At 59.5% G+C, this 21,967-nt stretch carries 22 protein-coding genes and 1 tRNA gene; 12 read left to right on the top strand and 11 right to left on the bottom strand.

Translation table 11 applies throughout. The annotated features are described in order from the left end of the window. Positions 1–28 precede the first annotated feature (28 nt). Positions 29–508 carry an Hsp20 family protein gene (locus KX729_RS09545; RefSeq protein ID WP_219742202.1) on the bottom strand — a complete coding sequence of 160 codons (480 nt, stop codon included), beginning with the start codon at positions 506–508 and terminating at the stop codon, positions 29–31. A 293-nt stretch (positions 509–801) separates the two neighbouring features. On the opposite strand from KX729_RS09545, the gene KX729_RS09550 reads away from it, so the two are divergent. Further along, a complete protein-coding gene (locus KX729_RS09550; protein ID WP_219742203.1) occupies positions 802–1,965 on the top strand; it encodes a hypothetical protein in 1,164 nt (387 codons plus the stop codon). A gap of 225 nt (positions 1,966–2,190) precedes the next feature. On the opposite strand, the gene KX729_RS09555 is transcribed toward KX729_RS09550, so the two are convergent. Together KX729_RS09555 and KX729_RS09560 are read right to left on the bottom strand one after the other, a co-directional pair. Further along, entirely contained in the window at positions 2,191–2,730 is a 540-nt protein-coding gene (locus tag KX729_RS09555; protein ID WP_219742204.1) for a GNAT family N-acetyltransferase, read from the bottom strand. After that, positions 2,727–3,212, bottom strand: coding sequence for a MarR family winged helix-turn-helix transcriptional regulator (locus KX729_RS09560; RefSeq protein ID WP_219742205.1), 486 nt, complete (start codon positions 3,210–3,212; stop codon positions 2,727–2,729). Before KX729_RS09560 ends, KX729_RS09555 begins: the two co-directional genes overlap by 4 nt. A 169-nt stretch (positions 3,213–3,381) precedes the next feature. On the opposite strand from KX729_RS09560, the gene KX729_RS09565 reads away from it, so the two are divergent. Next, on the top strand, positions 3,382–5,319 hold the full coding sequence (locus KX729_RS09565; RefSeq protein WP_219742206.1) for an FAD-binding monooxygenase: 1,938 nt from the start codon (positions 3,382–3,384) through the stop codon (positions 5,317–5,319). Between the two features lie 217 nt (positions 5,320–5,536). Beyond that, positions 5,537–6,526: an alpha/beta fold hydrolase gene (locus tag KX729_RS09570; RefSeq protein ID WP_219742207.1), complete on the top strand. Its 990-nt coding sequence runs from the start codon at positions 5,537–5,539 to the stop codon at positions 6,524–6,526. A gap of 70 nt (positions 6,527–6,596) precedes the next feature. Here the strand turns inward: KX729_RS09570 and hisN are convergent, their stop codons facing one another. Together hisN and KX729_RS09580 are read right to left on the bottom strand one after the other, a co-directional pair. Continuing rightward, positions 6,597–7,373 carry a histidinol-phosphatase gene (hisN, locus tag KX729_RS09575; RefSeq protein ID WP_219742208.1) on the bottom strand — a complete coding sequence of 259 codons (777 nt, stop codon included), beginning with the start codon at positions 7,371–7,373 and terminating at the stop codon, positions 6,597–6,599. A gap of 347 nt (positions 7,374–7,720) precedes the next feature. Continuing rightward, positions 7,721–8,608 carry an N-formylglutamate amidohydrolase gene (locus KX729_RS09580; RefSeq protein ID WP_219742209.1) on the bottom strand — a complete coding sequence of 296 codons (888 nt, stop codon included), beginning with the start codon at positions 8,606–8,608 and terminating at the stop codon, positions 7,721–7,723. A 183-nt stretch (positions 8,609–8,791) separates the two neighbouring features. Here KX729_RS09580 and cpdR1 point away from each other — a divergent pair, with 183 nt between their 5' ends. The 4 genes from cpdR1 to KX729_RS09600 all read left to right on the top strand — a co-directional run bounded on the left by cpdR1 (position 8,792) and on the right by KX729_RS09600 (position 11,011). Beyond that, positions 8,792–9,154 (top strand): response regulator CpdR1, encoded by a 363-nt coding sequence (gene cpdR1, locus KX729_RS09585; RefSeq protein WP_037077221.1) that lies wholly within the window; start codon positions 8,792–8,794, stop codon positions 9,152–9,154. Positions 9,155–9,365: 211 nt separating this feature from the next. Further along, positions 9,366–9,440, top strand: a tRNA-Val gene (locus KX729_RS09590). A 201-nt stretch (positions 9,441–9,641) separates the two neighbouring features. Further along, positions 9,642–10,016: a hypothetical protein gene (locus KX729_RS09595; RefSeq protein WP_219742210.1), complete on the top strand. Its 375-nt coding sequence runs from the start codon at positions 9,642–9,644 to the stop codon at positions 10,014–10,016. 233 nt (positions 10,017–10,249) lie between these two features. After that, on the top strand, positions 10,250–11,011 hold the full coding sequence (locus tag KX729_RS09600; protein WP_246617497.1) for an ABC transporter permease: 762 nt from the start codon (positions 10,250–10,252) through the stop codon (positions 11,009–11,011). A gap of 250 nt (positions 11,012–11,261) precedes the next feature. Here KX729_RS09600 and KX729_RS09605 read toward each other — a convergent pair whose 3' ends face one another. The 4 genes from KX729_RS09605 to KX729_RS09620 all read right to left on the bottom strand — a co-directional run bounded on the left by KX729_RS09605 (position 11,262) and on the right by KX729_RS09620 (position 15,252). Beyond that, the gene (locus KX729_RS09605; protein ID WP_219742211.1) at positions 11,262–11,435 is read right to left on the bottom strand and encodes a DUF1328 domain-containing protein; all 174 of its coding nucleotides are present in this window, start codon (positions 11,433–11,435) and stop codon (positions 11,262–11,264) included. A gap of 115 nt (positions 11,436–11,550) precedes the next feature. Further along, positions 11,551–12,576: an ABC transporter ATP-binding protein gene (locus tag KX729_RS09610; RefSeq protein WP_219742212.1), complete on the bottom strand. Its 1,026-nt coding sequence runs from the start codon at positions 12,574–12,576 to the stop codon at positions 11,551–11,553. Further along, a complete protein-coding gene (locus tag KX729_RS09615; protein WP_219742213.1) occupies positions 12,573–14,141 on the bottom strand; it encodes an ABC transporter permease in 1,569 nt (522 codons plus the stop codon). Before KX729_RS09615 ends, KX729_RS09610 begins: the two co-directional genes overlap by 4 nt. Positions 14,142–14,241: 100 nt before the next feature. After that, on the bottom strand, positions 14,242–15,252 hold the full coding sequence (locus KX729_RS09620) for an iron ABC transporter substrate-binding protein (protein ID WP_246617498.1): 1,011 nt from the start codon (positions 15,250–15,252) through the stop codon (positions 14,242–14,244). Positions 15,253–15,598: 346 nt separating this feature from the next. Here KX729_RS09620 and KX729_RS09625 point away from each other — a divergent pair, with 346 nt between their 5' ends. The 5 genes from KX729_RS09625 to KX729_RS09645 all read left to right on the top strand — a co-directional run bounded on the left by KX729_RS09625 (position 15,599) and on the right by KX729_RS09645 (position 20,575). Further along, positions 15,599–16,153: an RNA polymerase sigma factor gene (locus KX729_RS09625; protein ID WP_219742215.1), complete on the top strand. Its 555-nt coding sequence runs from the start codon at positions 15,599–15,601 to the stop codon at positions 16,151–16,153. Next, complete coding sequence (locus KX729_RS09630) at positions 16,150–16,956, top strand: zf-HC2 domain-containing protein (RefSeq protein WP_219742216.1); 807 nt, start codon at positions 16,150–16,152, stop codon at positions 16,954–16,956. The genes KX729_RS09625 and KX729_RS09630 overlap by 4 nt, the downstream gene beginning before the upstream one ends. A gap of 177 nt (positions 16,957–17,133) precedes the next feature. Beyond that, entirely contained in the window at positions 17,134–17,598 is a 465-nt protein-coding gene (locus KX729_RS09635; protein WP_219742217.1) for a hypothetical protein, read from the top strand. A gap of 114 nt (positions 17,599–17,712) precedes the next feature. Then, positions 17,713–19,785 carry an ATP-dependent helicase gene (locus KX729_RS09640; protein ID WP_219742218.1) on the top strand — a complete coding sequence of 691 codons (2,073 nt, stop codon included), beginning with the start codon at positions 17,713–17,715 and terminating at the stop codon, positions 19,783–19,785. An 82-nt stretch (positions 19,786–19,867) separates the two neighbouring features. Next, complete coding sequence (locus KX729_RS09645) at positions 19,868–20,575, top strand: alpha/beta fold hydrolase (RefSeq protein WP_219742219.1); 708 nt, start codon at positions 19,868–19,870, stop codon at positions 20,573–20,575. A gap of 60 nt (positions 20,576–20,635) precedes the next feature. Here the strand turns inward: KX729_RS09645 and KX729_RS09650 are convergent, their stop codons facing one another. Further along, positions 20,636–21,133, bottom strand: coding sequence for a histidine kinase (locus KX729_RS09650; protein ID WP_219742220.1), 498 nt, complete (start codon positions 21,131–21,133; stop codon positions 20,636–20,638). Between the two features lie 119 nt (positions 21,134–21,252). Continuing rightward, positions 21,253–21,966 carry a DUF1003 domain-containing protein gene (locus KX729_RS09655; protein ID WP_219742221.1) on the bottom strand — a complete coding sequence of 238 codons (714 nt, stop codon included), beginning with the start codon at positions 21,964–21,966 and terminating at the stop codon, positions 21,253–21,255. Position 21,967: the final 1 nt, after the last annotated feature.

The raw sequence follows: 21,967 nt of genomic DNA on the forward strand, positions 1-21,967 counted from the left end.
GAAGGGCGCATCGGCTGGCGGGGGAGGATCAGTTGACCTGCTGCGGAGCGATCTGGGCTTCGATCGTCTTCGGCGCAACGGCGTCGGCAGCGATCGAAATGCGGCGAGGCTTCATGGCTTCCGGAATATTCCGGACGAGATCGATGTGAAGTAGGCCGTTCTTCAGCGAAGCGGTCTGGACCTCGACATGATCGGCAAGCTGGAAGCGGCGCTCGAAGGTGCGCTTGGCAATGCCGCGATACAGGAATTCGCTCTTGTCGGCGGATTCGTCTTCGCTCTTTTCACCCTTCACCGTCAGCGCATGGGCCTGGGATTCGATCGAAAGTTCGGTTTCGTCGAAGCCGGCAACGGCCATGGTGATGCGATAGGTGTTCTCGCCGGTCCGCTCGATATTGTAGGGCGGATAGCTGGGAGCCTGGTCGGCAGGATTACGGTTGTCGAGCAGGTTGAAAAGGCGGTCGAAACCGACGGTGGAACGATAGAGCGGCGAAAAATCGACGTGACGCATGGTGTCCTCTCTTGAAGCGACGTTGCGGTTTGGGTGTGGCATTCAGCATCCCGTAATGGCAATGCCGGAGCCGTTCGGCAGGCCCTCATCGGCGCCTGCAGACATGAGATGGTGACGACCTTTCGGCGGTTCAAGCCCTTCGTGAATTCGCGTTTGACGAAGAACCGGACCTTCGGAAACCGGTCGGCAATTGACGGAAATCAAACACTCAGTCACAAATAATTGCTCTTAAAATCGTAGGCAGACTGGATGGGGATCTGCCGCCTACGATCTTGCAACCAGGGGACAAAGCCATGTCTGGCATTCGCAATACCGGGCGGCTCCTCGCCGCCCTCGCTCTGTTTACCGGGACCGGCGCCGGGCCGGCCGCCGCCCATGTCAAATGGTTCGCCCCCTATATCGTCGGCGCCCCGCCGCAACCTATCTCTTCCATGCTCAGCAATGCATGGTTCTGGATCGGGATCGCCCTTGTCCTCGTGTTTTTCCTCGCCACCCGTGTGGTCGAAAAATCGGCGGGCGGCGAAGTGATCCTCAGCGGCCTCGACCGCCTGACCGACCCGCTCTACAATCGGCTGGACGATTTCGTCCGAGTGGTGGTCGGCGCGTTCTTCATCGCCATCTTTGCAGTCGGCGGCGTTTACCTGACGCCGGACCTGAAGACGCCGTCGGAGCTCATCTCCTGGATGCAGCTGCTGATCGCCATGCTGGTCTTCTTCCGCACCACCCAGCCTCTCGCGGGCATCGGTATCGTCCTGCTCTGGCTCCTGGCGCTGCGTGACTACGACATTTTTCATCTGCTCGACTATCTCGCCCTCGGTCTCGGCGTCGCCGTGTATCTAGTGCTGGAAGCTTCGCCCAATGAGAAATGGCGTCAATACCGTTTCCAGGCGTTGCGCTGGGGCGTGGCGATCGCGCTGATGTGGTCGAGCCTTGAGAAATTCGCCTATCCGGACTGGTTCTATCCGCTCGTCGTGGAAAAGCCGTTCCTGACCTTCGGCATGCCGCGCGACGTCTTCATTCCGATGGCGGGCATCGCGGAATTCACCATGGGCTTCGGCCTTCTCTGGACGCCACTGGTCAGGCGCCTGTCGGCGATCGCCCTGTTCGTCATCTTCAATGCGGCGGTCTATCCGTTCGGCCGCGTCGATCTTATCGGTCACGCGCTGATCATGGCCGTCATCGTCTCCATCGCCGCCGACCACACGCGCGACGAACCGCTGATGCCGGCCTTCGAGCGAATGTTCGTCGGCGTTCCGGCAGGAATCGCAGCGGCGCTGGTGATCTTCGTCTCGTCCTATTGGGGTCTGCATATCGCGCTCTACGGTCATGAAGGTGCGGCAGGCCCGGCGATCTACCACACGACGCATGGTCCGGACCCGGATCACCCCCACCCCACCGACGCCGCCGGTCACGCGGAGCCCGGACAGGCCGGTGCCGAACCTCCGCCCAAGCCCTAGCTTCGCCAGGTTATAGCGCTCGGAAAGCCGGCCGCGTTCTTGAACCCCGCGTGAACGGCCGGTTTTGGCTCCGTTCACACGGGCCTTGCTACAAACGCATCATTGGAAGGCAGACTGCCTCTCACGGCTGAAGTTCACTTCGTCCCTTCACTTCAGCCCTTGCTCGCCGGAACCTTGCGGGTCCCCCGATACCGCCGGTTCCGGCTTTTTTCCGCGCACCAACTGTTAGAGCACGTGGTTTCGCAGATGCCGGAAGACCAGATCCGCAGGGTCATGGCGAGCCGCATCCGCATCGCGCAGTGTCCCCATCCGCTCCGCCAACCGGATGGAGCGGACATTGTCTGGATGGATATAACTCACCAATGTTTCCAGGCCGCGAACACGGAAAGCCCAATCACGCAAAGCTATGGCTGCCTCATAGGCAAAGCCTCTGCCCTGGGCCTCCGGATAAACGAACCAGCCCAGCTCCTTTTCAGGAAACAGAGGACCGTGGTTGATACCGACCTGCCCGAGGCAAAGTCCGGTTTCGCGCTCCTCCATCATCAGCGCGCCGTGCCCTATCAGCGGCCACAGGGCCGCGTCGTGGCAGAACATGCCCCAAGCGGCAGTTTCGCCGTGCGGCCCGCCCAGATAGACCGAACGGTCGGAGGCCATCAATTGCGCGTAGCGCGGCCAATCCTTCATTTCCGGCGGACGAAGGATCAGACGATCGGTCTGCAGAACCGGAATGGTCGTCACCTGATCCGCGAGGACCGTGGCACTCATGATGTCTTCCTGTCGTTCTCCATGGGCATCCCGCGCAAGGGCGCCCGGCTTAGTTCGTTACCGGCGGCAATCGCCTTACGCAGCAGCCGCATCAGGTCGTCAGTTTCCTCGGCCGTCAGTCCGCGCACCATCGATTGCTGCGCCGCCTCGACAGCCGGTGTGATCCCCTCGAGTGTCTTCGAACCTTCCGGCGTAATCGTCAGTTCGCGGGCCCGTCGGTCACGGCTGCTTGCCTGACGCTCGATCAGTCCTTTCTGCGCCAGCCGATCCACCACCCCCGTGATCGTCGTGCGGTCGTAGGCGATGAGGCCTGCAAGCGTCACCTGATCGATGCCCGGATTGGCGCTGATCGCAGCGAGAGCCGCATATTGCACCGGCGTCAGGTCGTAACCGGCCGCTTCCGCCTCCGCATGAAACACTGCCACCGCAATCTGCTGGAACCGTCGGGCGAGATGCCCCGGCATATCGTTATTGTCTCTCACCCACATCTCCACATCCGCGGCAACGCTTGACAGTATACTGATAATCAGCATACTGATCAATTATCGCGACGGGCAATTGCTGTACCGTTGCCCACTTTAACCGCGGGTAGCTGCCGGCGTCGATATCCGACACCCAACTTGTCCGCGACGGTCTTGGAGGAGACACGGCATGCAGTTCCATTTCAACGGCTTCCGCACCGGCGATCCGGGCCTTTCCGAACCCTCGGAACAGGCATTGCAGCGGACCGAAACTCTGCCGACCGAAGTCGACGTATTGATCGTCGGCTGCGGCCCTGCTGGCCTCACCCTCGCGGCTCAGCTCGCTGCTTTCCCGGGCATCAAAACCGCGATCGTCGAGCAGAAACCCGGCCCGCTGCAGCTTGGCCAGGCCGATGGCATCGCCTGCCGCACGCTCGAAATGTTCGAAGCATTCGGGTTTGCGGAAAAGGTGCTGAAGGAATCCTACTGGGTCAATGAGACCGCCTTCTGGAAACCCGATGACGCGAACCGCGGCAATATCATCCGCCACGGCCGTATCCAGGATGTCGAGGACGGCCTGTCGGAAATGCCGCATGTCATCCTCAACCAGGCGCGCGTCCACGATTTCTATCTTGAAACCATGCGCCGCTCGCCAAGCCGGCTGGAACCACATTATGCGCGCCGCCTCGCCGATCTTGATGTCGATACGTCGGCAACCGCTGGCGACCATCCCGTCACGGTCAGGCTCGAACGCACCGAGACCGGCCACGAAGGCGAGATCGAGACCGTCAAGGCGCGTTACGTCGTCGGCTGCGACGGCGCCCGCAGCGCCGTCCGCAAATCGCTCGGCCGCGAATTGAAGGGCGATTCCGCCAATCAGGCGTGGGGCGTCATGGATGTGCTGGCCGTGACCGATTTTCCCGACATCCGCCTGAAATGCGTCATCCAGTCGGCGGGCGAAGGCAGTATCGTGCTGATCCCGCGTGAGGGCGGTTATCTTGTCCGCATCTATGTCGAACTCGACAAGCTTGCCGAAAACGAACGCGTCGCGGCCAAGAACATCACCATCGACCGCCTGATTGCCGCCGCCCAGCGCGTACTGCATCCGCATAAATTCGACGTCCGTGAGGTTGCCTGGTGGTCGGTCTACGAGATCGGCCAGCGGCTCTGCGACAAGTTCGACGACGTACCGGAAGATGACGTTGCGACGCGCCTGCCGCATGTCTTCATTGCCGGTGACGCCTGCCACACCCATAGCCCGAAAGCCGGCCAGGGCATGAACGTTTCCATGCAGGATGCCTTCAATCTCGGCTGGAAACTTGCCGCCGTGCTGGAGGGCCGCTCGCCTCCGGAGCTGCTGCACAGCTATTCCGACGAACGTCAGGCGATCGCCAACGAGCTGATCGATTTCGATCGCGAATGGTCGAAAATGCTGAGCGCGCCGTTGAAATCCGCGACCAATCCGGCCGGCATCGATCCGGCGGAGGTGCAGCAATATTTCGTCCGCTCCGGCCGCTATACCGCCGGCACCGCCACCCGCTACAGCCCGTCGAGGCTCACAGGCGAGGCAAATCACCAACATCTCGCCAAAGGTTTTGCGATCGGCGCCCGTTTCCATTCCGCGCCTGTCATCCGCCTCGGGGACGCCAAGCCGATGGAGCTCGGACACGCGGCGAAAGCCGACGGCCGATGGCGGCTTTATGCCTTCGCCGGAGCCGGCGACCGGGCACAGCCGGGGTCACCGCTTGCGGCACTTTGCGATTTTCTGACAAACGCGCCCTCCTCACCTGTGAAGAAATACACGCCTACAGGCGGTGATATCGACGCGATCCTCGATGTCCGCGCCGTCTTCCAGCAGGCGCATCGCGAATTGCAGGTCGAGGCCATGCCGCCTTTGCTTCTTCCCGCCAAGGGCAAGCTCGGCCTTCGCGACTACGAGAAGATGTTCTGCCCCGACCTCAAGGGCGGCAGTGACATCTTCGAGCTGCGCGGTATCGACCGCAGCGAAGGCTGCATGGTCGTGGTTCGTCCCGACCAATATGTTGCGCAGATCCTGCCGCTTGATGCCTATGAAAAGCTGGCGGCATTTTTTGATGGCTTCATGCTGGCAGCCGGCACCAGGAAATAAGTAGCCGGAAACGGTGCAGCAACCTCCTTTTTCCCTTGGGGAAGATTTCGCCAGCGTTGATAGCCTGAATGGCTCGGCAATCTCTGCCGTCGGGTTCGTTGCGCCAACCCGGCTGTCTTCACCCGCTCTTCGAGCCGCCTCTAGGGGAAGAAGGGAGTATGCTGCGACACCACACATTTTCCTTGACGTCATCACCGCTCTGCTGTCGCTTACCTCTATGAGCGAAGCAGCAAATCCCCAAGACGATATCTTCCGTCAGATGCCGAACAATCCGCCGCCCGAGAACTATACGGCGGGGTATTTTACCGGCCACCGTGGCGCAAAGATTCGCTATGGCCTCTTCCGCTCCGAACGTTCGCCGGCGATCGGCACGATCGTACTGATGCAGGGCCGCAACGAATGTATCGAGAAATATTTCGAAACGATCCGCGACCTGAACGCCATGGGCCTCTGGGTCGCGGCCTATGATCTGCGCGGTCAGGGCGGCTCCGACCGGCTGACAAAAAATGCGCGCGCGGGCCATGTACGCCGCTTCTCCGATTACGAAAAGGATCTCGAGATCTTCCTCGAGCACATCGTCCTGCCCGACGCCCGCCTGCCCTTCTTTCTCGTCGGGCATTCGACCGGCGCGCTGATCGCGCTATCGGCCGCTCCACGCCTATCGAACCGCATCAGCCGGATGGCGTTGAATGCCCCTTATGTGGCGCTCTCCGGCCAGGGCGTTCCGGAAGGTCTGATACGCTCGGTCGCCGGCAGCATGGCATGGACGGGGCTTGGCCGCATTCAGCTCGGCAAGGACATGAACCGCCGCGCTTTCGAAGGCAATCCGCTGACTTCGGATGCCGCTCGCTTCAATCGAAACATGGAGCTTGCCGCCGCGCACCCGGAGCTGACGATCGGCCCACCGACCGCCCGTTGGCTGCATGAGACGTTCCGCGCCATGAGCCGCGCCGCGCACCAATCGCATCTGACGAAGATTACCATTCCGACGCTGATCCTCGCGCCAGTGCTGGACGGCATCGTTCCCTACCGAGCGCAGGAGGAACTTTCCCGCAATTTCAGAGCCGGGCAGCTCGTCACCGTCAACGGCGCCCGCCACGAACTTTTCCAGGACCGCGACATCTACCGCGCCCAATTGATAGCCGCGATCGAGGCCTTTATGCCCGGGGAGGACGGTCGTTACGGGCTGTCTGAAACGGCAGCTTGAGCAGGGTTTGAAATTGCCCCTCAACCGCTTGCGGGCCAAGGGACAAACTCACGCATATGCAGCCGTCTTATTACCTTCCGGCCAATAGCTTCATTGCCTCGTCGTAAACAGCCTTGCTGCCTGCAGCGATGATATTACCGCCGTTCTCCGGGCGTCCGCCATCCCAGGTGGTGATGATGCCGCCCGCCTGCTCGATGATCGGGATCAACGCACCGACATCATAGGGCTTCAGGCTGTTTTCGACGACGAGATCGATATGGCCGGCCGCAAGCAGCACATAAGCATAACAATCGCAGCCATAACGGAAGAGCCGCACCTTTTCCTCGACCGAGCGGTATTTGGTAAGGTCCTCGCCGGTGAAGATGTGCGGTGAAGTGGTGAACAGGGTGGCATTGGCAAGACTGCCGCAATCACGCACGGAAATCTGTCGTTCGCCATCCGGTCCGCGATACCAGGACTGCTTACCGTCCGCAAAATAGCGTTCGCCGATGAAGGGCTGGTCCATGATGCCCATCACGGACCGACCGCTGGACTGGAACCCGATCAGCGTGCCCCAGAGGGGCAGGCCGGAAATGAACGCGCGCGTACCGTCAATCGGATCGATCACCCAGATGTTCTCTCGGTCGAGGCCGATATTTTCGTGCTCCTCTCCAAGGATACCGTGATCAGGAAACCTTGCGGTAATGAGCGCACGGATCGCTGATTCCGCCGCCTGATCCCCCTCCGTCACGGGATCGAACCCCCCTTCGACCTTGTTAACGACCGAAAGGCCGGTGCGGAAGCGCGGCAGGGTTTCGGCCTTGGCCGCATCGGCCAACGCATCGAAGAAATCGCGGTCGGGAAGCATGGATGAACCTCTGGTGGGCAGGATGCGCTTTTCTAAAACAGCGGCTCGCTCCTGAAAACCGATTTCGGTTATCCACAGGACGAAAAACAAATTTCAGGCAATGGCTGCTGCAAATTTTATCAAACCCGCAAAAAATGATGAAAATTTAGTCACAAAAAATACATGCTTGACATTTGTGCAATGCAGCACTAAGTTCATCCTACAGTCTTTGACTGTAAATACCCTCCTTGGGTGTTTCCTCCCTAGACTTAGCCGCGCCCACAAGCGCGGTTTTTTTTGCCCGCAATTCGCGAACACCAGCCATCACCTCTGCGAAGAGGTCATCATCCTGTGGATAAGTAGGGATGTTATTCGGCCGCGAGCGCGTTGCTGGAGCCGGAAAAATCGATGACGAATTCCGCCATCTGACGCATGAAAGTCGACAGCGCGGCGGCAATCAGCGGGAATTCGGCACGTTTTTCCAACGTCGCCTCATCCACATAGAGAGAGCGGTTGATCTCGATCTGCAGCGCATGCAGGCCGCGCACCGGCCGGCCATAGTGTTCCGTAATGAAACCGCCCGCATAGGGCTTGTTGCGCACGGCGGCAAAACCCATGCCTTCGAGGAAATGCATGGCGGCCCGCGAAAGTTCGACGGAGGCGCTGGTGCCATAACGGTCGCCAATGATGAAATCCGGCCGGATATCCGAGCCTGAAAGCCGGATATTGCCGGGCATCGAGTGGCAATCGATCAAAATCCCCGTGCCGAAGCGCGCATGCGTGCGGGCGATCAGCTTCCGCAGGCAGGAATGATAGGGTTTATAGATCGTCTCGATCCGGGACATCGCCTCGCCCACCGGCAGTCGGCGGCGATAGATTTCCATATTTTCGGCGACAATCCTCGGAATGGTGCCCAATCCGCCGGCCACCCGCATGGAACCGATATTCACATAGGACGGCAGCGGCCCGTCGAACATGCGCGGATCAAGCTCGTAGGGCTCCCGGTTAACATCAAGATAAGCGCGTGGGAAATGGGCGACGAGAAGCGGCGCACCAAGTTCGGGCGCATCAGCAAACAGCTCGTCGACGAAATGGTCGGCAGAACGCCGGATCGCCAACGCATCGAGACTGGAAGATGCAAGGAATTCAGGAGGATAGATCCGGCCACTATGAGGCGAATTGAATACGAAGGGGATAGTCTGCGTCACGGGCTCCCTCACTTCGAAGTGTTCAAAATCGCCCGCTATGCAATCCATCCTGCCTTTACCATGTCATGAACTTGTTGAAGGGCTCATGTTGCCAGTTGCCCGACGTGAAGTCCATACTATCTATACCCTATCAAACCTTCTTATCCGCCCATTAAACGGATGTTTACCGCGCTTTGGCAGTGTAAGAAGCCTCTAAAACTCTTAAAATTGCATTGGATGACGGTCATCGAGATGATTCAGAAAATCCTTCTCGCCGAAGACGATAACGACATGCGTCGTTTCCTCGTGAAGGCGCTCGAAAAGGCGGGCTACAAGGTCGCGTCCTTCGACAACGGCGCAAGCGCCTACGACCGGCTGCGCGAAGAGCCCTTCTCGCTGCTCCTGACCGACATCGTCATGCCGGAAATGGACGGTATCGAGCTCGCCCGCCGGGCGACCGAACTCGATCCGGACCTCAAGGTCATGTTCATCACAGGCTTTGCGGCCGTCGCGCTGAACTCCGACAGCAAGGCTCCGAAGGACGCCAAGGTTCTGTCGAAGCCGTTCCACCTGCGCGACCTCGTCGACGAAGTGAACAAACTTCTCGCCGCTTGAGGCAAAGCTCGCGCTCGAATCGACCTGAAAAGGGATCGATTCTCGCTGGACAACACAATAAAACAGTATGTTAGACGCGCCGGGCGATTTTCACCGGCGCGTTTTTCATTTCAAATGCCCGGAAATGCGCGCCTTTCAAAAAAGCTTCGCAATTCCTCACAAAACCAGTTGACGACCCGATTACTGTATGGTCTATGCGCCGACATCGGATGGGCGTGTAGCTCAGCGGGAGAGCACTACGTTGACATCGTAGGGGTCACAGGTTCAATCCCTGTCACGCCCACCATCTGATACCTCACAAGGCCCTGTTTTTACGGGGCCTTTTGCTTTTCGTTCAACGGTGCGAACGGGTGGCCCATAGGGCTCTATGGGTTAAGCAAACCTGAGACCGTCCATTGATCTCCTCCGCAATATCCCAACGTCTTCCGAAAAGATCAGAAGACTGATACGAACCAACGTTCTCCGATCAGAAGAGCGAGGGCAGATTGTGGATGATGTAAACGAAGTGTTGCGCCGCCTCAAAAAAGCGAAGGCGCCCCATCGGACTCTCGACATCATGATCGGCTTGTTGGCCGGCTATAGTCGGACTTTCGAGCAGCTACTGCCCGGAGAAACCGAAAAAGTCAGCCCAGTCTTCATCGATAAAAGTGGTCAGCGTACAAAAATGCCCGACTACACCCGCAACCTTGATGAAGCCGTTGCTTTGGCTGAAACACTTATGCCTGGAACACCTGTCGCCTTCACTTGGGAAGGTGAAGTCTATCGGGCTCAGGTCTGGGACGCCCCGCCGGCAGAGGCCCCTGATCTATCCTTGGCAATATGCACTGCTATTTTCGAAGCCTACGCGATGCAGTCGCCCTGAGCGAACGGCTCGAACAAGGGGGCTCTGAGGAGCCATCTAAACATACGACAGCGCAATGCATAGCAGGACGGCGGCGCCATCAGAAGCGTTCCTCCTGCGGCATCCTTAAGAAAACCGCCAATATCCCAGAACGTCATACCCATCCCGATTCGGCCGATTTCTTTTGATAGACCAGCTGCAATCGGACTATAAGAATGACACCACCACCTCTTGGCGAGATGTGCATGCGATATATGAGAGACCATATCCGGATCGTAGCTGCGTTTCTCTTGAGAGAAATGGCAACGCGTTACGGCAATAACCCAGGCGGCTACATCTGGTCGTTTCTCGAGCCGGCGGCTTATATCGCAATAATGAGCGTATTGTTTGGCGCTATTTCCCATGTCCCGCCCATCGGAAGCAGCTATATTCTGTTTTTTGCTACGGGATATCTTGCTTTCCAACTTTACAGAGCGACAGAAACCTATGTCGTTAAGGCTGTCGATGCGAATAGAAGCCTTTTATCATATCCGATCGTTTCGCCTATCGATCCGGTCATCGCACGGTTTTTATTGCAAGCGATTACTTGGATCGTCGTCTCGTCAATCATCCTCGCCGTCTGCCACATAGATGTCCGTCAGGTGACGGAAATCAATTTTGCGCCAATCCTGTTGGCGATGACTTTTGCGTGGACGCTCGCCCTCGGCGTTGGAATGTTAAACAGCGCGTTCTTTTTCTACTCTCCACTTTACGAAAAGCTTTATACGGTCGTCACGCGACCTCTCCTGCTTCTTTCAGGTGTGTTTCACCTTCCGGACGGGCTTCCCACCCCATTCAAAGACTATCTTCTGCTAAACCCCATCTGTCACATCGTTATGCTGTTCAGAAAGGGTTTTTACTCGCAATATCGGGCAGATGGACTGGATATACGGTATCTGACAGAATGGTCGATCTTGCTGCTGGCAGCTGGAACTTTAGCTTTCGCGGCAGCGCTGCCGTACCTCAGAAAGCGCTAGACTCCATAAATTTTAAGATTTGCGTCGGCAATCCGTCTATTTTCTCAGCTGTCCGTACCGAATCATCCGGAATCGCCCTCGTCGGACGACAGGAAATATGCCAAATGCGACTTGCCCACGCTTAGTGGCGTGGATTTTCCCCAATTTTGCCCTGCCTTGAGAAATTCGGCAGGGCTTTTTTGTTTTCGGATGATTTAAGGAAATCGCCACCGCTTGAATGCGGGTGGCTTTGCGGCAGCGTTTTCCAAAATTACATGATGGCCTGACCGGCCATGAGCGCCAGTACCAAAAAGATCAGGAAGACCACCAGGAACAGGAAGAACAGGATTTTGGCGATACCGGCCGTCGCGGCAGAAACGCCCGAGAAGCCGAGGAAGCCGGAAACGATCGAGACGACCAGGAAAATAAGCGCCCATTTCAGCATGGAATTATTCCTTCACGTTGATGGCCGGATAACGTGAAGCAGGGTTCCCGGGTTCCATCGGGAACATGCTGATTAGCGACGAAATCGACTCTGATTTCAGCAGGGTGGAGAAGGCCTACCGGAAGACGTGAGCTTTGCCGGATACACCGATTTTAACGGCATCTCCCGGCAGCAGCATCTCGCGGCTGGGAATATCCAGGCGGAAGGAAAACCCTTCCCCAAGCGCAATGCGGGCATCCGATGTCGGGCCGCAGAAGTTGATTTCGGAAATAGTGCCGGCCGTCCCCTCGCCTTCTGCCACGACGGAAATCTGTTCGGGGCGCAACAGGATATCTGCCCGGCCGCGATAACCTAGATCATCAACCTGCAGAAGGCCGAGCGGGCTTTGCGCGCGTCCATCTGCGATCTCCGCCGGCAGGACGATCGCTTCGCCGAGGAAGGCAGCCGTTGCCGGATCGACGGGCCGCGAATAGACGTCGCGCGGGCTTCCCACCTGCGCGAATTTGCCGGCGCGCATTACCGCCACCTGATCGGCGAAGGCAAGCGCCTCGCCCTGGTCATGGGTGACGAGCAGGGTGGTGATGCCAGCAGCGCTGAGAACATCCGTCACCGCCTTGCGTGTAGCAGCTCTCAGGCCCGTATCCAGCGCCGAGAAGGGCTCGTCGAGCAGCATCAGCCGCGGCTTGCGGGCAAGCGCTCTGGCGAGCGCCACGCGCTGCTGCTGGCCGCCGGAAAGCTGGTCCGGCTTGCGGGCGAGCATGGCACGGTCGAGGCCGACCATGCTCATCAGCTCGGCGGCACTCGCTTCCTTGGCAGCACGGTCTTCGGTCATGCCGAAACCGATATTCTGCAGCACCGTCAGATGCGGGAAGAGGCAACCATCTTGTGCCACGATGCCGATGCCACGCTTATGGGCCGGCACATGTGAAGAGCCGTCGGCCAGCACTTGTCCGTCGAAGGTGATCGTGCCGTTGTCCGGCTGGTCGAAACCGGCAACGAGACGCAGGAGCGTGGTCTTGCCGCAGCCGGAAGGCCCGACGATCGCGGTGCGGCTGCCGGCCGGCACGGAAAGCGTTACGCCGTCGAGTGCTGCAACGGAGCCATAGTTTTTCCGCAGGGAGGTCAGTTGGAGAAGCGTCATCGCCCGGCGATCTTTTTCGATTGATGATGGAGAAGCCATGTCAGCGGCATGGAGAAGACGACCATCAGCACCGCATAGGGCGCGGCACCGGCATAGTCGATCTCGCTGGTCAGCGCCCAGAAAGCCATGGCGAGCGTGCGGGTGCCGTTCGGCGCCAGCATCTGAGTGGCGGTCAGTTCGTTCATGATGCCGAGCGAGGAGAGCGCCACGCCCGCCGCTGCACCCGGCGCGGCAAGTCGCACGGTGGTGGACCACAAAGCATTGCCTGGCGAGCGGCCGAGCGACGCGGCCGTATGCTCCAGCTCCACCGGGACCTGTGCGATACTGGCGCGCAGGCTGACAAGTGCGCGCGGCAGGAACATCACGACATAGGCGAGCACGATGGTCGCGACCGTTTGGTAGAGCGGCAGGATAGCGCGCACCGTGACGGTGACCAGCGCCAGCGCCACGACGACGCCCGGCATGGAGCTTGCAAGATAATAGCAGCCCTCGAGGAAACGGCTGGCACGTGTCGGCCGGCGGATCGAAAGCCAGGCGATCGGCACAGCGGCGGCTGTCGTTGCAAGGCCGCCGATCAGGCAGATGACCAGTGTCTGCCACAGGGCAAGACCGACCTCACTGACGTTCCAGATGCTCCAGCCACCAGCGATCAGCCAACGGGCTATGGTCAGCGCCGGAATGCCGAGCGAAAAGGCGGCCGTGGCAATCGGCAACAGCAGGAGCAGGTATTTCCAGGCGCCGAGTTTGGCGATCTTCACATGGCGGGCAACGCCCGGCCCAAGCCGGGCATACCGCCGGCGCCCACGCAAGCCGGCCTCGATGCCCAGAAGCACGAAGCAGCAGAGCACCAGCACCAAAGCCAACATATAGGCCGCAACGCCGTTATACGTAGATTGAAACTGGTCGATGATCGCCGTGGTGAACGTGTCGAAGCGGATCATCGCGAAGAGACCGTATTCGGCCAACAGATGCAGGCCGATCAGCAGCGCCCCACCGCAGAGCGCCAGCCGCAATTGCGGCAGCACGACGCGGCGGAAGACGGCAAAGGGTGCCAGGCCAAGCGAGGCCGCCTGATCTTCGAGCGCCGGATCGAGCAGCCGAAACGCTGCGGAGATCGGCAGATAAAGAAACGGAAAATAGGCAACGACTGAGATCGCCACGCCCGCGCCGAGGCCGTTGATGGCCGGCCACATGCCGACCCAGGCATAAGAATGCACGAAGGCCGGAACGGCGAGTGGCGCTACCGCCATCCAAGACCAGAAGCGGGCGCCGGGGAGATCGGTGCGCTCCGTCAGCCAGGCAAGTGCCAGCGCAAGAGCAGTGCAGATCGGCACCGTAAAGAGGATCAGCAGAACGGTATTGGTGAGAAGTTCGCCGACGCGGCCGCGAAAAATCAGCTGGATCGCCGTATCCCAGCCCGTCGCCGCAGTTGCCCAGAGCACGAAACCGAGCGGCAAAAGGGCCAGAAGGGCCACCACGACGGCAATCGTCAGCGTCCAGGACGAACCCGCGGGAGAGCGGCGGCGCGGCGCAGTCGAAAACATGGTCTCGGTGGTGGACGTCATTGCAGACCTGAGAAGAATAAGACATCGCAGGTACGCCCTGCGATGTCTCCATGCAATATCTATTGCTGAGTTTTAGAGCAAACTTATCAAAGCAGACTTTTTAGAGGAGTCCGGCAGCGGTCATCATGTCGGTGACCTTGGCATTGTTGAGGGTCGAGGGCTCGACCTTCGGAGCCTGCAGGTCTGCGAGCGGAATGAGCGCCTTGTTGGAGGCTTCGCCCTTGCCGACGGCGTATTCGAACGAGGTGCCGTCGCGCAGAACCTTTTGGCCGCCCTTGCCGGTAACCCACTTCAGGAAAGCCTGGGCCTGTTCCTTGTGCTTCGACGAAGCCAGCACGCCGCCGCCGGAGATCGACACGAATGCGCCCGGATCCTGGTTCTTGAAGTAGTGCAAGAGAACGTTGTTGCTGTTCTCGCCGGTCTTGGCCTGATCGCCAGCCCAGTAGTAGTGATAGATCAGCGCGCCTTCGAACTGACCCGCATTGACGGCCTTCATCGCAGTCGAGTTGCCGCGGATCGAAGTCGAATTTTCCTTCATGGCCTTCAGCCAGGCAGCGGTCGCTTCTTCGCCCTTCAGCTGCAGCAGCGCGCCGACGATGGCCTGGAAATCGGCACCCGACGGAGACGCGGTCCAGCGCCCCTTCCATTCCGGCTTGGCGAGATCGAGCATCGACTTCGGCAGCGTGCCTTCGTTCAGCTTGCGCTTGTCATAGGCAAATACGGTAGAACGGGCGGCGACGCCAACCCAATGACCGTTGCCGGCCTTGAAGCCATCCGGAACCTGATCGAGAGTCGCCTGGTCGACAGGGGCGAAAAGACCCTTGCCGTCGACGAGTGCCATGGCCGGCGAGTTCTCGGTCAGGAATACGTCGGCCGGCGAGTTCGCGCCTTCCTGGACGATCTGGTTGCCGATTTCGAGGTCGGAACCGTTACGGATGGTGACGGCAATGCCGGTCTCTTCCGTAAAGGCCTGCGCCCATTCCTTGGTCAGGCCCTCATGCTGGGCGTTGTAGATGGTGATGCTGTCCTTGACCTGGGCCGAAGCCGGCGAGGAAGCCGCGATGAAGGAAATAGCAAGCGCAACGCCGGCCAGCAGGGAAGAAGTTTTCAAGATCGCCTCCGCGAATGAATATGACGCAGCCCTCTTAGCCAAAGCCGACATTTACGGTCAAGTTTATTTGACGAAAAAGAATAACAAATCCGTGAATTCTTAATTTTTTACAATAGGATACGCGACCGGCAGCAATTTTACTGCGCCACCGGCCGATCAATAATTCAATTGTACTCAGCACGGCCGTCAGGACGGCATTTTGGTAAGACGGCGACCGCTTTCACGGCACTGGATATTGGGGTGAACACGCCAGCGCGAAAAATATTCGGATTTTTTTGCTCACCTTTTCCAGAATCTATGGACGCCACCATTCGATCGGCGCTAAGCGACGGAAAGGGTCGCACATTTGCGACAAGCCGTGGAGGCTCCCATCGCGAGCGAACAGGACATCAGGACGGGACTGAGCCAGTATCTGGCGCGGTTGTGGCGATATGGCGTGATGCTGTCGCATCATCGCGATACCGCCGACGACCTCGTGCAGGCGACCTGTGTCCGCGCGCTGGAACGCTCCGCCCAGTTCGCCGCGGGCTCACGGCTCGACCACTGGCTTTTTGCGATTCTGCATTCCATCTGGCTGAACGAAGTGCGCGCTCGACGGGTTCGCGAAGGCCAGGGCTTTGTCGAGGCCAGCGAGACTCTGACTTTCGACGGCGCCGCCAAAACCGAAACCCATATTCTTGCCGTGCAGATCATGAACCATGTCCACGCACTGCCTGAAGCACAGCGCTCCGCCGTCTTCCTGTGTTATGTTGAAGGCCTTTCCTATCGCGAAGTGGCTGATGTGCTGCAGATCCCGGTCGGAACCGTGATGAGCCGTCTTGCCGCCGCCCGCGCCCGGATTGCCGAGGCAACCAGCGAGCCGAAAACCTCCACCTTTCCCAGCCGGGGGAAAGCACAATGACCAAAACCCCGATGGATGAACTGCTGGTCGCCTATCTCGATGGTGAACTCGACGCTGCCAGACGTGCCGAAGTTGAAGCCGCGGTCTCCGCAGACGCTGGCACGGCCGCGCGCCTTGCCACGCTCAGACAAAGCGATCTGCCCTTTTCCGAAAGCTTCGAGCCGCTGCTCGGGCAGGCGCCGCAACAGAAGCTGGAAGCAATGCTGGCGGCCATCCCCTCCCCGCAGACTACGGTCAGGCCGGCTCGATCCATCAGCCGCCGTGGCTTGATCGCAGCGGCACTCGGCTGCCTCGTCTCCGGCATCGCGCTCGACCGCGCGTTCATTGCCGTCCAAAACCTTGCCTCATCGCGTTCCGCAGACGAGGAAGCAGACTGGCGTGGTGAAGTAGCCGAATATCTGGCGCTCTACACACCGGAAACGTTGCGCAATATGACGATCGAGGAAAGCAAGCGTACCGCCCAGTTGCAGCACGCCAGCCAACGCCTCGGCCTGCAGCTTGACCCTTTCGCGATGAGCCTCGGTGGGCTGGAAATGCGCCGCACGCAAGTTCTGGAATATGACGGCAAACCGCTTGGCCAGATCATGTATCTCGATCCCCAGCACGGTCCTGTCGCGCTCTGTATTATCGCCTCCACCGCCGGCTCGAAAAAAATGCGCACCGAACAGCGCAGCGGCCTCAATCTCGTCTACTGGTCGAGCGATACTCACGCCTTCGTCATGGCGGCACGCAATCCGATCGCGGATTTGCATGCTAGAGCGGAAGAAATCAGATATGAATTGGCTGATCGGAATCAGGTATAATTTCGGCCTAAATTGACTGAACTACATCCGTCGCGGGATATCCCGCAAATCGCACCTAAAATACCCTGATATACAGGCAAAAAGACTAAATTTCGTTTGACTAACCACTCATGTCTACCCAGGTATTAGACAACTGTTGATTGGTGAGGCGATCAGCATGTTACCTTGGAGGAGAGGATGGCAGATAATAACTCCGGGCGAAGGGATGCGATGCTGGTTCGCCTGCGCCGCATCGAGGATGATATCGAGAGGCTGTCCACTCTTGAACAGACCCCGGAACTAGCCACGATCATCGCAGCTCTGATATCGGAAATGGCTGAGCTTGAACTGACAATCGAACAACTTGAAGCTGCAACCTTGGCTCTGCGAGTCAAGGAGGTGCGGGATCTCCGGTACAAGGGCTTCACGCTCGATGAGATAACCGCCAAGCTGGGATACAAACGAAGCTTCGTCGTGCGTCACTGTCAGGACATTCCGGTCGACAGGCGAAGATACCCTAAGAACACGATGGCAAAACCCGAATGGCTGGATATGGCCATGGTTCTCCGCTCGGCCGGACGAAGCTCCCACTCCATTGCCAAGGAACTCAATTTGCCCCTTTCCAAGGTTTATCGAACCCTGGAACGCTTTGCCGCCGATTAAACCTGTATCCAAAGCCTGCTGAGCCCGGTGTGTAAGGCAAGCGCTGTCCCTGTTCCCAAACGAATCAGCTATGCCTCATCCGAACACATCGGGAACACACCCATCGGGACAGGCATGGCCGCAGCCGCTTATCTGGAAAAATTGAACGACGCGCAGCGTCGCGCGGTGGAGCATGGCTCGGACGTGCCGAATGGCGGTCCGGCCGGTCCGCTTCTGGTCATCGCCGGTGCAGGCTCCGGCAAGACCAATACGCTCGCCCACCGCGTCGCGCATCTGATCGTCTCCGGCGCCGATCCCCGCCGCATCCTGCTGATGACCTTTTCCCGCCGCGCGGCCTCCGAAATGGCCCGCCGCGTCGAGCGCATCTGTCGCCAGGTCCTGGGCGAAAAGGCCGGCGTCATGACCGACGCGCTCGCCTGGGCCGGCACGTTCCATGGCATCGGCGCCCGCCTGTTACGCCTGCATGCCGAACAGATCGGCCTCGACCCGGATTTCACCATCCACGACCGGGAAGATTCCGCCGACCTGCTGAACCTCGTGCGCCACGAACTCGGCTTCTCGAAAACCGAAAGCCGCTTTCCCACCAAGGGCACCTGCCTCGCCATCTATTCCCGCGCGGTCAATTCCGAAACGCCGCTCGACGAAGTGCTGAAACTGCATTTCCCCTGGTGCGCCAGCTGGGAAAAGCAACTGCGCGAACTCTTTGCCACCTATGTCGAAGCCAAGCAGACCCAGAATGTCCTCGATTACGACGATCTCCTGCTCTACTGGGCGCAGATGATGAGCGATCCGGTGATCGCCGAGGATGTCGGCGGCCGCTTCGACCATGTGCTGGTCGATGAATATCAGGACACCAACCGGCTGCAATCCTCCGTGCTGATGGCGATGAAGCCGGGCGGCAGAGGCCTGACCGTGGTCGGCGACGATGCGCAGTCGATCTATTCCTTCCGCGCCGCGACGATCCGCAACATCCTCGATTTTCCGACGACCTTCGATCCGCCAGCCAATATCGTCACGCTCGACCGAAACTACCGCTCGACCACGACGATTCTTGCCGCCGCCAACGGCGTGATCGACCTCGCCCGCGAGCGTTTTACCAAGAACCTGTGGACCGATCGCGAATCCGAAGAGCGCCCCCGCCTCGTCGCCGTCAAGGACGAGACGGAGCAGGCAAACTACATCGTCGAGAAGATCCTCGAAAATCGCGAAACCGGCATGACGCTGAAACAGCAGGCCGTGCTGTTCCGCTCGTCGCACCATTCTGGTCCGCTGGAAGTCGAACTCACCCGCCGCAACATTCCATTCGTGAAATTCGGCGGCTTGAAATTCCTCGATAGCGCGCATGTGAAAGACATGCTGGCGGCGCTACGTTTTGCCCAGAACCCGCGCGACCGCGTCGCCGGCTTCCGGCTGATGCAGCTCATCCCCGGCGTCGGCCCGCAGACGGCTGGCAAAATCCTCGACGCCATCGCGACAGATCCCGAGCCGCTCGCAGCATTGCAGGAAATCCCCGCACCGCCGCGCACCGGCGCCGACTGGCCGGCTTTCGTGGAGATGCTCGCAGCCATCCGCCGCGGCGAAGGCTGGCCTTCCGAAATCGGTCTCGCGCGCCAGTGGTATGAACCGCATCTCGCCCGCATCCACGAGGATGCCGAGACCCGCAAGGCTGACCTGCTGCAGCTCGAGCAGATCGCCTCCGGCTATGTGTCGCGCGAACGATTCCTCACCGAGTTGACGCTCGATCCGCCGGATGCGACGAGCGCAGAATCCGGCACGCCGCTGCTCGACGACGATTACCTCATCCTCTCAACCATCCATTCGGCCAAGGGCCAGGAGTGGCGCTCGGTCTTCCTGCTGAACTGTGTCGACGGCTGCATCCCCTCCGATCTCGGTGTCGGCTCGACGGCGGAAATCGAGGAAGAACGCCGGCTTCTCTATGTCGCCATGACGCGCGCCAAGGACTACCTGCATCTTATCACCCCGCAGCGCTTCTTCGTGCATGGTCAGGCGTCGCAGGGCGACCGGCACGTTTATGCGGCCCGCACCCGCTTCATCCCGGCGACGCTGCTGCAGTTCTTCGAAACCGCCGCCTGGCCGGTCGTCGCGCCCATGTCTCCAGCCGAACGCCAGGCCCGCCATCAGGTCCGCATGGATATCACCGCGAAGATGCGCGGCATGTGGCGCTAGCTTGTCCCCTCGCCTGTCGCATTGACGAGGTTTCCGCTGAATGGGAAACACTGGCATTCATTCGGGTGGAGGAGATCGCAGAATGAGCCGCAAGATCGTATTGGTGCAGGGCGCCTGGGGTTCGAGCGCAAGCTGGACGCCGGTGGCCGATATTCTGCGCGGCATGGGCCATCACGTCTTCGTGCCGAGCCTAACGGGACTTGGTGAACGCACCCATCTCCTGTCCGGCTCGATCAATCTCGATACACATATCGCCGACGTGGCGGGCCTCATCGAAGCCGAAGGCCTCGATGAGTTCGACCTCGTCGGCCATTCCTATGGCGGTATGGTCATCACCGGCGTCGCCGACCGTTATGTGGAGCGCATCCGCACGCTGACCTATCTCGATGCTTTCCTGCCCGAGAATGGCCAGTCGGCGCTCGACCTGCTCGGCCCGGAAGTGGCGCTCGCCAATCTTGCCATGGCCGGCGAACTCGGCGGCATCGCCGTCCCGCCGCCGGCTCGCCATGCGACGCGAGTGCCCGAGCATCTGCGCCATTACATGACCAGCCGCTCACCGCATCCGCTGGCCTCGATGATCCAGAAGATCAGGCTCACCGGCGCCTATCTGAAGATTGAAAAACGGCTCTATGTCTCCGCCCCGATCGACCAGTCGGCGATCTTTTCCGGCATCTATGAAAAGGTGAGCGCGGACCCGTCATGGCAGTCGATGACGGTGGAAAGCGGCCATATGCTGCAGCTCGAACTGCCGGAAGAGGTGGCCCGGATCATCCACGACTTCGTGGGATAGTCGCCGATCGGATCGGCGACTGAAAAAGCGGCGACGGAAACATCGCCGCCGCTTTGTCTGTTACTTTACGATCGGCTTGATCGACAGCAGGATGTCGACCAGTTCCTTCTGGTGCTTTTCCTCGTCGCCCTTCGAGCCCCAATAGGTGACGACAAGACCCTTGGTCGGCGTCGTCTGGATGAGGGCGAGGCCGACGCTGACCGGGCCGTCCTTATCCGTGCCGTCCCAGTCGAGCGTCGTCATCTGCATGCCGTTGAACTCCTCGACCGGAGTTTCTTTCAGCGTCTTGGGATCGACGGTCACGCCGGCTTCGCCCAGGAAGTCGATCGCATCGGAAACGACCTTGTCCATCGACTTGAGTTCAGCGGTGTCAGCCGAAAGATAGACTGCACCGTCCTTGGACGTGGCGTCGACGCCGGTATCGGTTTCCTTCGGGCCCCAGCTGTCGGGGATAGTGATGCTGGCGACGGGCTTGTCGCTCGGGAACTTGAGGGTCTTCGCCTGGGCCAGCGCCGGCGCGGCCAGAACGAGCATGGCAATCAGAAGGGCTTTTTTCATCTGGAAATCCTGAAAGGAGTGAACCGCAGATGATTTAATCGGCGGCACAACGGAATTAGCACGCCGCTCTTAAGAATAGATGGAGTGATAATCGGAATGCATGGGATTTTAACACGCGATCAATGCTGTCCGTTTCCGTTATGCCGCTCCAGCAGGTCGATCTGGATTTGCTGCAGCTCCGTCAGCCTTTCCCATTGCTTGGCCATCTGGTGGTCGATCTTCTCGTGCAGCTGGCGGATTTCCAGTTCGGCGCGCAGGTTGATCATGTAATCGTTCTCGGAGCGCAGCCGATCCTTTTCCTCCTGTCGCCGCTGGCTCATCATGATGACGGGCGCCTGCAATGCGGCAAGGCAGGAAAGCACGAGGTTCAGGAGAATGAACGGATAGGGATCGAAGGGCTGCGAGAAGATGCCGACGATATTGATGCCCATCCACACGACGAGAATGCCGAGGAAGGTGAGGATGAAAGTCCAGGAGCCGCCAAAGGTCGCGACCTTGTCGGCAACGCTTTCTCCAAAGGTCGGATTGCGCTCGAGCGTCGTGGCGGCGCTGTTCTGCACGGTCGAAGCGCCTTTCTCGAAATTTTCGAGCACCTGACGGTCCAGCGTCGAAAGCTCGCCGCGCTCTTCCTCCAGAAGTCTCTCGACATAAAGGCGGCGATAGCGGGCAAGATCGTCATCGCAGATCAGGCTTTCATCCGTGCAGTCCTTCACCTCCGCGCAAAGCATTTCGTGAAGTTTCGGCCTGAGCAGCCCCACCTTGTGGAGCTTCGCCATCGGGAATGTGCGACCGCAAACGATACATTGCCCGGTCTTTGCCAGATGCCTGCCCATG

The organism is Neorhizobium populisoli, assembly GCF_019430945.1.
Lineage (GTDB): Bacteria > Pseudomonadota > Alphaproteobacteria > Rhizobiales > Rhizobiaceae > Neorhizobium > Neorhizobium populisoli.

Coding starts and splice junctions, on each gene's coding strand:
- KX729_RS09545 (WP_219742202.1), bottom strand. CDS start 508: ATGCGTCACGTCGATTTTTCGCCGCTCTATCGTTCCACCGTCGGTTTC.
- KX729_RS09550 (WP_219742203.1), top strand. CDS start 802: ATGTCTGGCATTCGCAATACCGGGCGGCTCCTCGCCGCCCTCGCTCTG.
- KX729_RS09555 (WP_219742204.1), bottom strand. CDS start 2,730: ATGAGTGCCACGGTCCTCGCGGATCAGGTGACGACCATTCCGGTTCTG.
- KX729_RS09565 (WP_219742206.1), top strand. CDS start 3,382: ATGCAGTTCCATTTCAACGGCTTCCGCACCGGCGATCCGGGCCTTTCC.
- KX729_RS09570 (WP_219742207.1), top strand. CDS start 5,537: ATGAGCGAAGCAGCAAATCCCCAAGACGATATCTTCCGTCAGATGCCG.
- hisN (WP_219742208.1), bottom strand. CDS start 7,373: ATGCTTCCCGACCGCGATTTCTTCGATGCGTTGGCCGATGCGGCCAAG.
- KX729_RS09580 (WP_219742209.1), bottom strand. CDS start 8,608: ATGGATTGCATAGCGGGCGATTTTGAACACTTCGAAGTGAGGGAGCCC.
- cpdR1 (WP_037077221.1), top strand. CDS start 8,792: ATGATTCAGAAAATCCTTCTCGCCGAAGACGATAACGACATGCGTCGT.
- KX729_RS09600 (WP_246617497.1), top strand. CDS start 10,250: ATGAGAGACCATATCCGGATCGTAGCTGCGTTTCTCTTGAGAGAAATG.
- KX729_RS09605 (WP_219742211.1), bottom strand. CDS start 11,435: ATGCTGAAATGGGCGCTTATTTTCCTGGTCGTCTCGATCGTTTCCGGC.
- KX729_RS09610 (WP_219742212.1), bottom strand. CDS start 12,576: ATGACGCTTCTCCAACTGACCTCCCTGCGGAAAAACTATGGCTCCGTT.
- KX729_RS09615 (WP_219742213.1), bottom strand. CDS start 14,141: ATGACGTCCACCACCGAGACCATGTTTTCGACTGCGCCGCGCCGCCGC.
- KX729_RS09630 (WP_219742216.1), top strand. CDS start 16,150: ATGACCAAAACCCCGATGGATGAACTGCTGGTCGCCTATCTCGATGGT.
- KX729_RS09635 (WP_219742217.1), top strand. CDS start 17,134: ATGGCAGATAATAACTCCGGGCGAAGGGATGCGATGCTGGTTCGCCTG.
- KX729_RS09640 (WP_219742218.1), top strand. CDS start 17,713: ATGGCCGCAGCCGCTTATCTGGAAAAATTGAACGACGCGCAGCGTCGC.
- KX729_RS09645 (WP_219742219.1), top strand. CDS start 19,868: ATGAGCCGCAAGATCGTATTGGTGCAGGGCGCCTGGGGTTCGAGCGCA.
- KX729_RS09650 (WP_219742220.1), bottom strand. CDS start 21,133: ATGAAAAAAGCCCTTCTGATTGCCATGCTCGTTCTGGCCGCGCCGGCG.
- KX729_RS09655 (WP_219742221.1), bottom strand. CDS start 21,966: ATGGGCAGGCATCTGGCAAAGACCGGGCAATGTATCGTTTGCGGTCGC.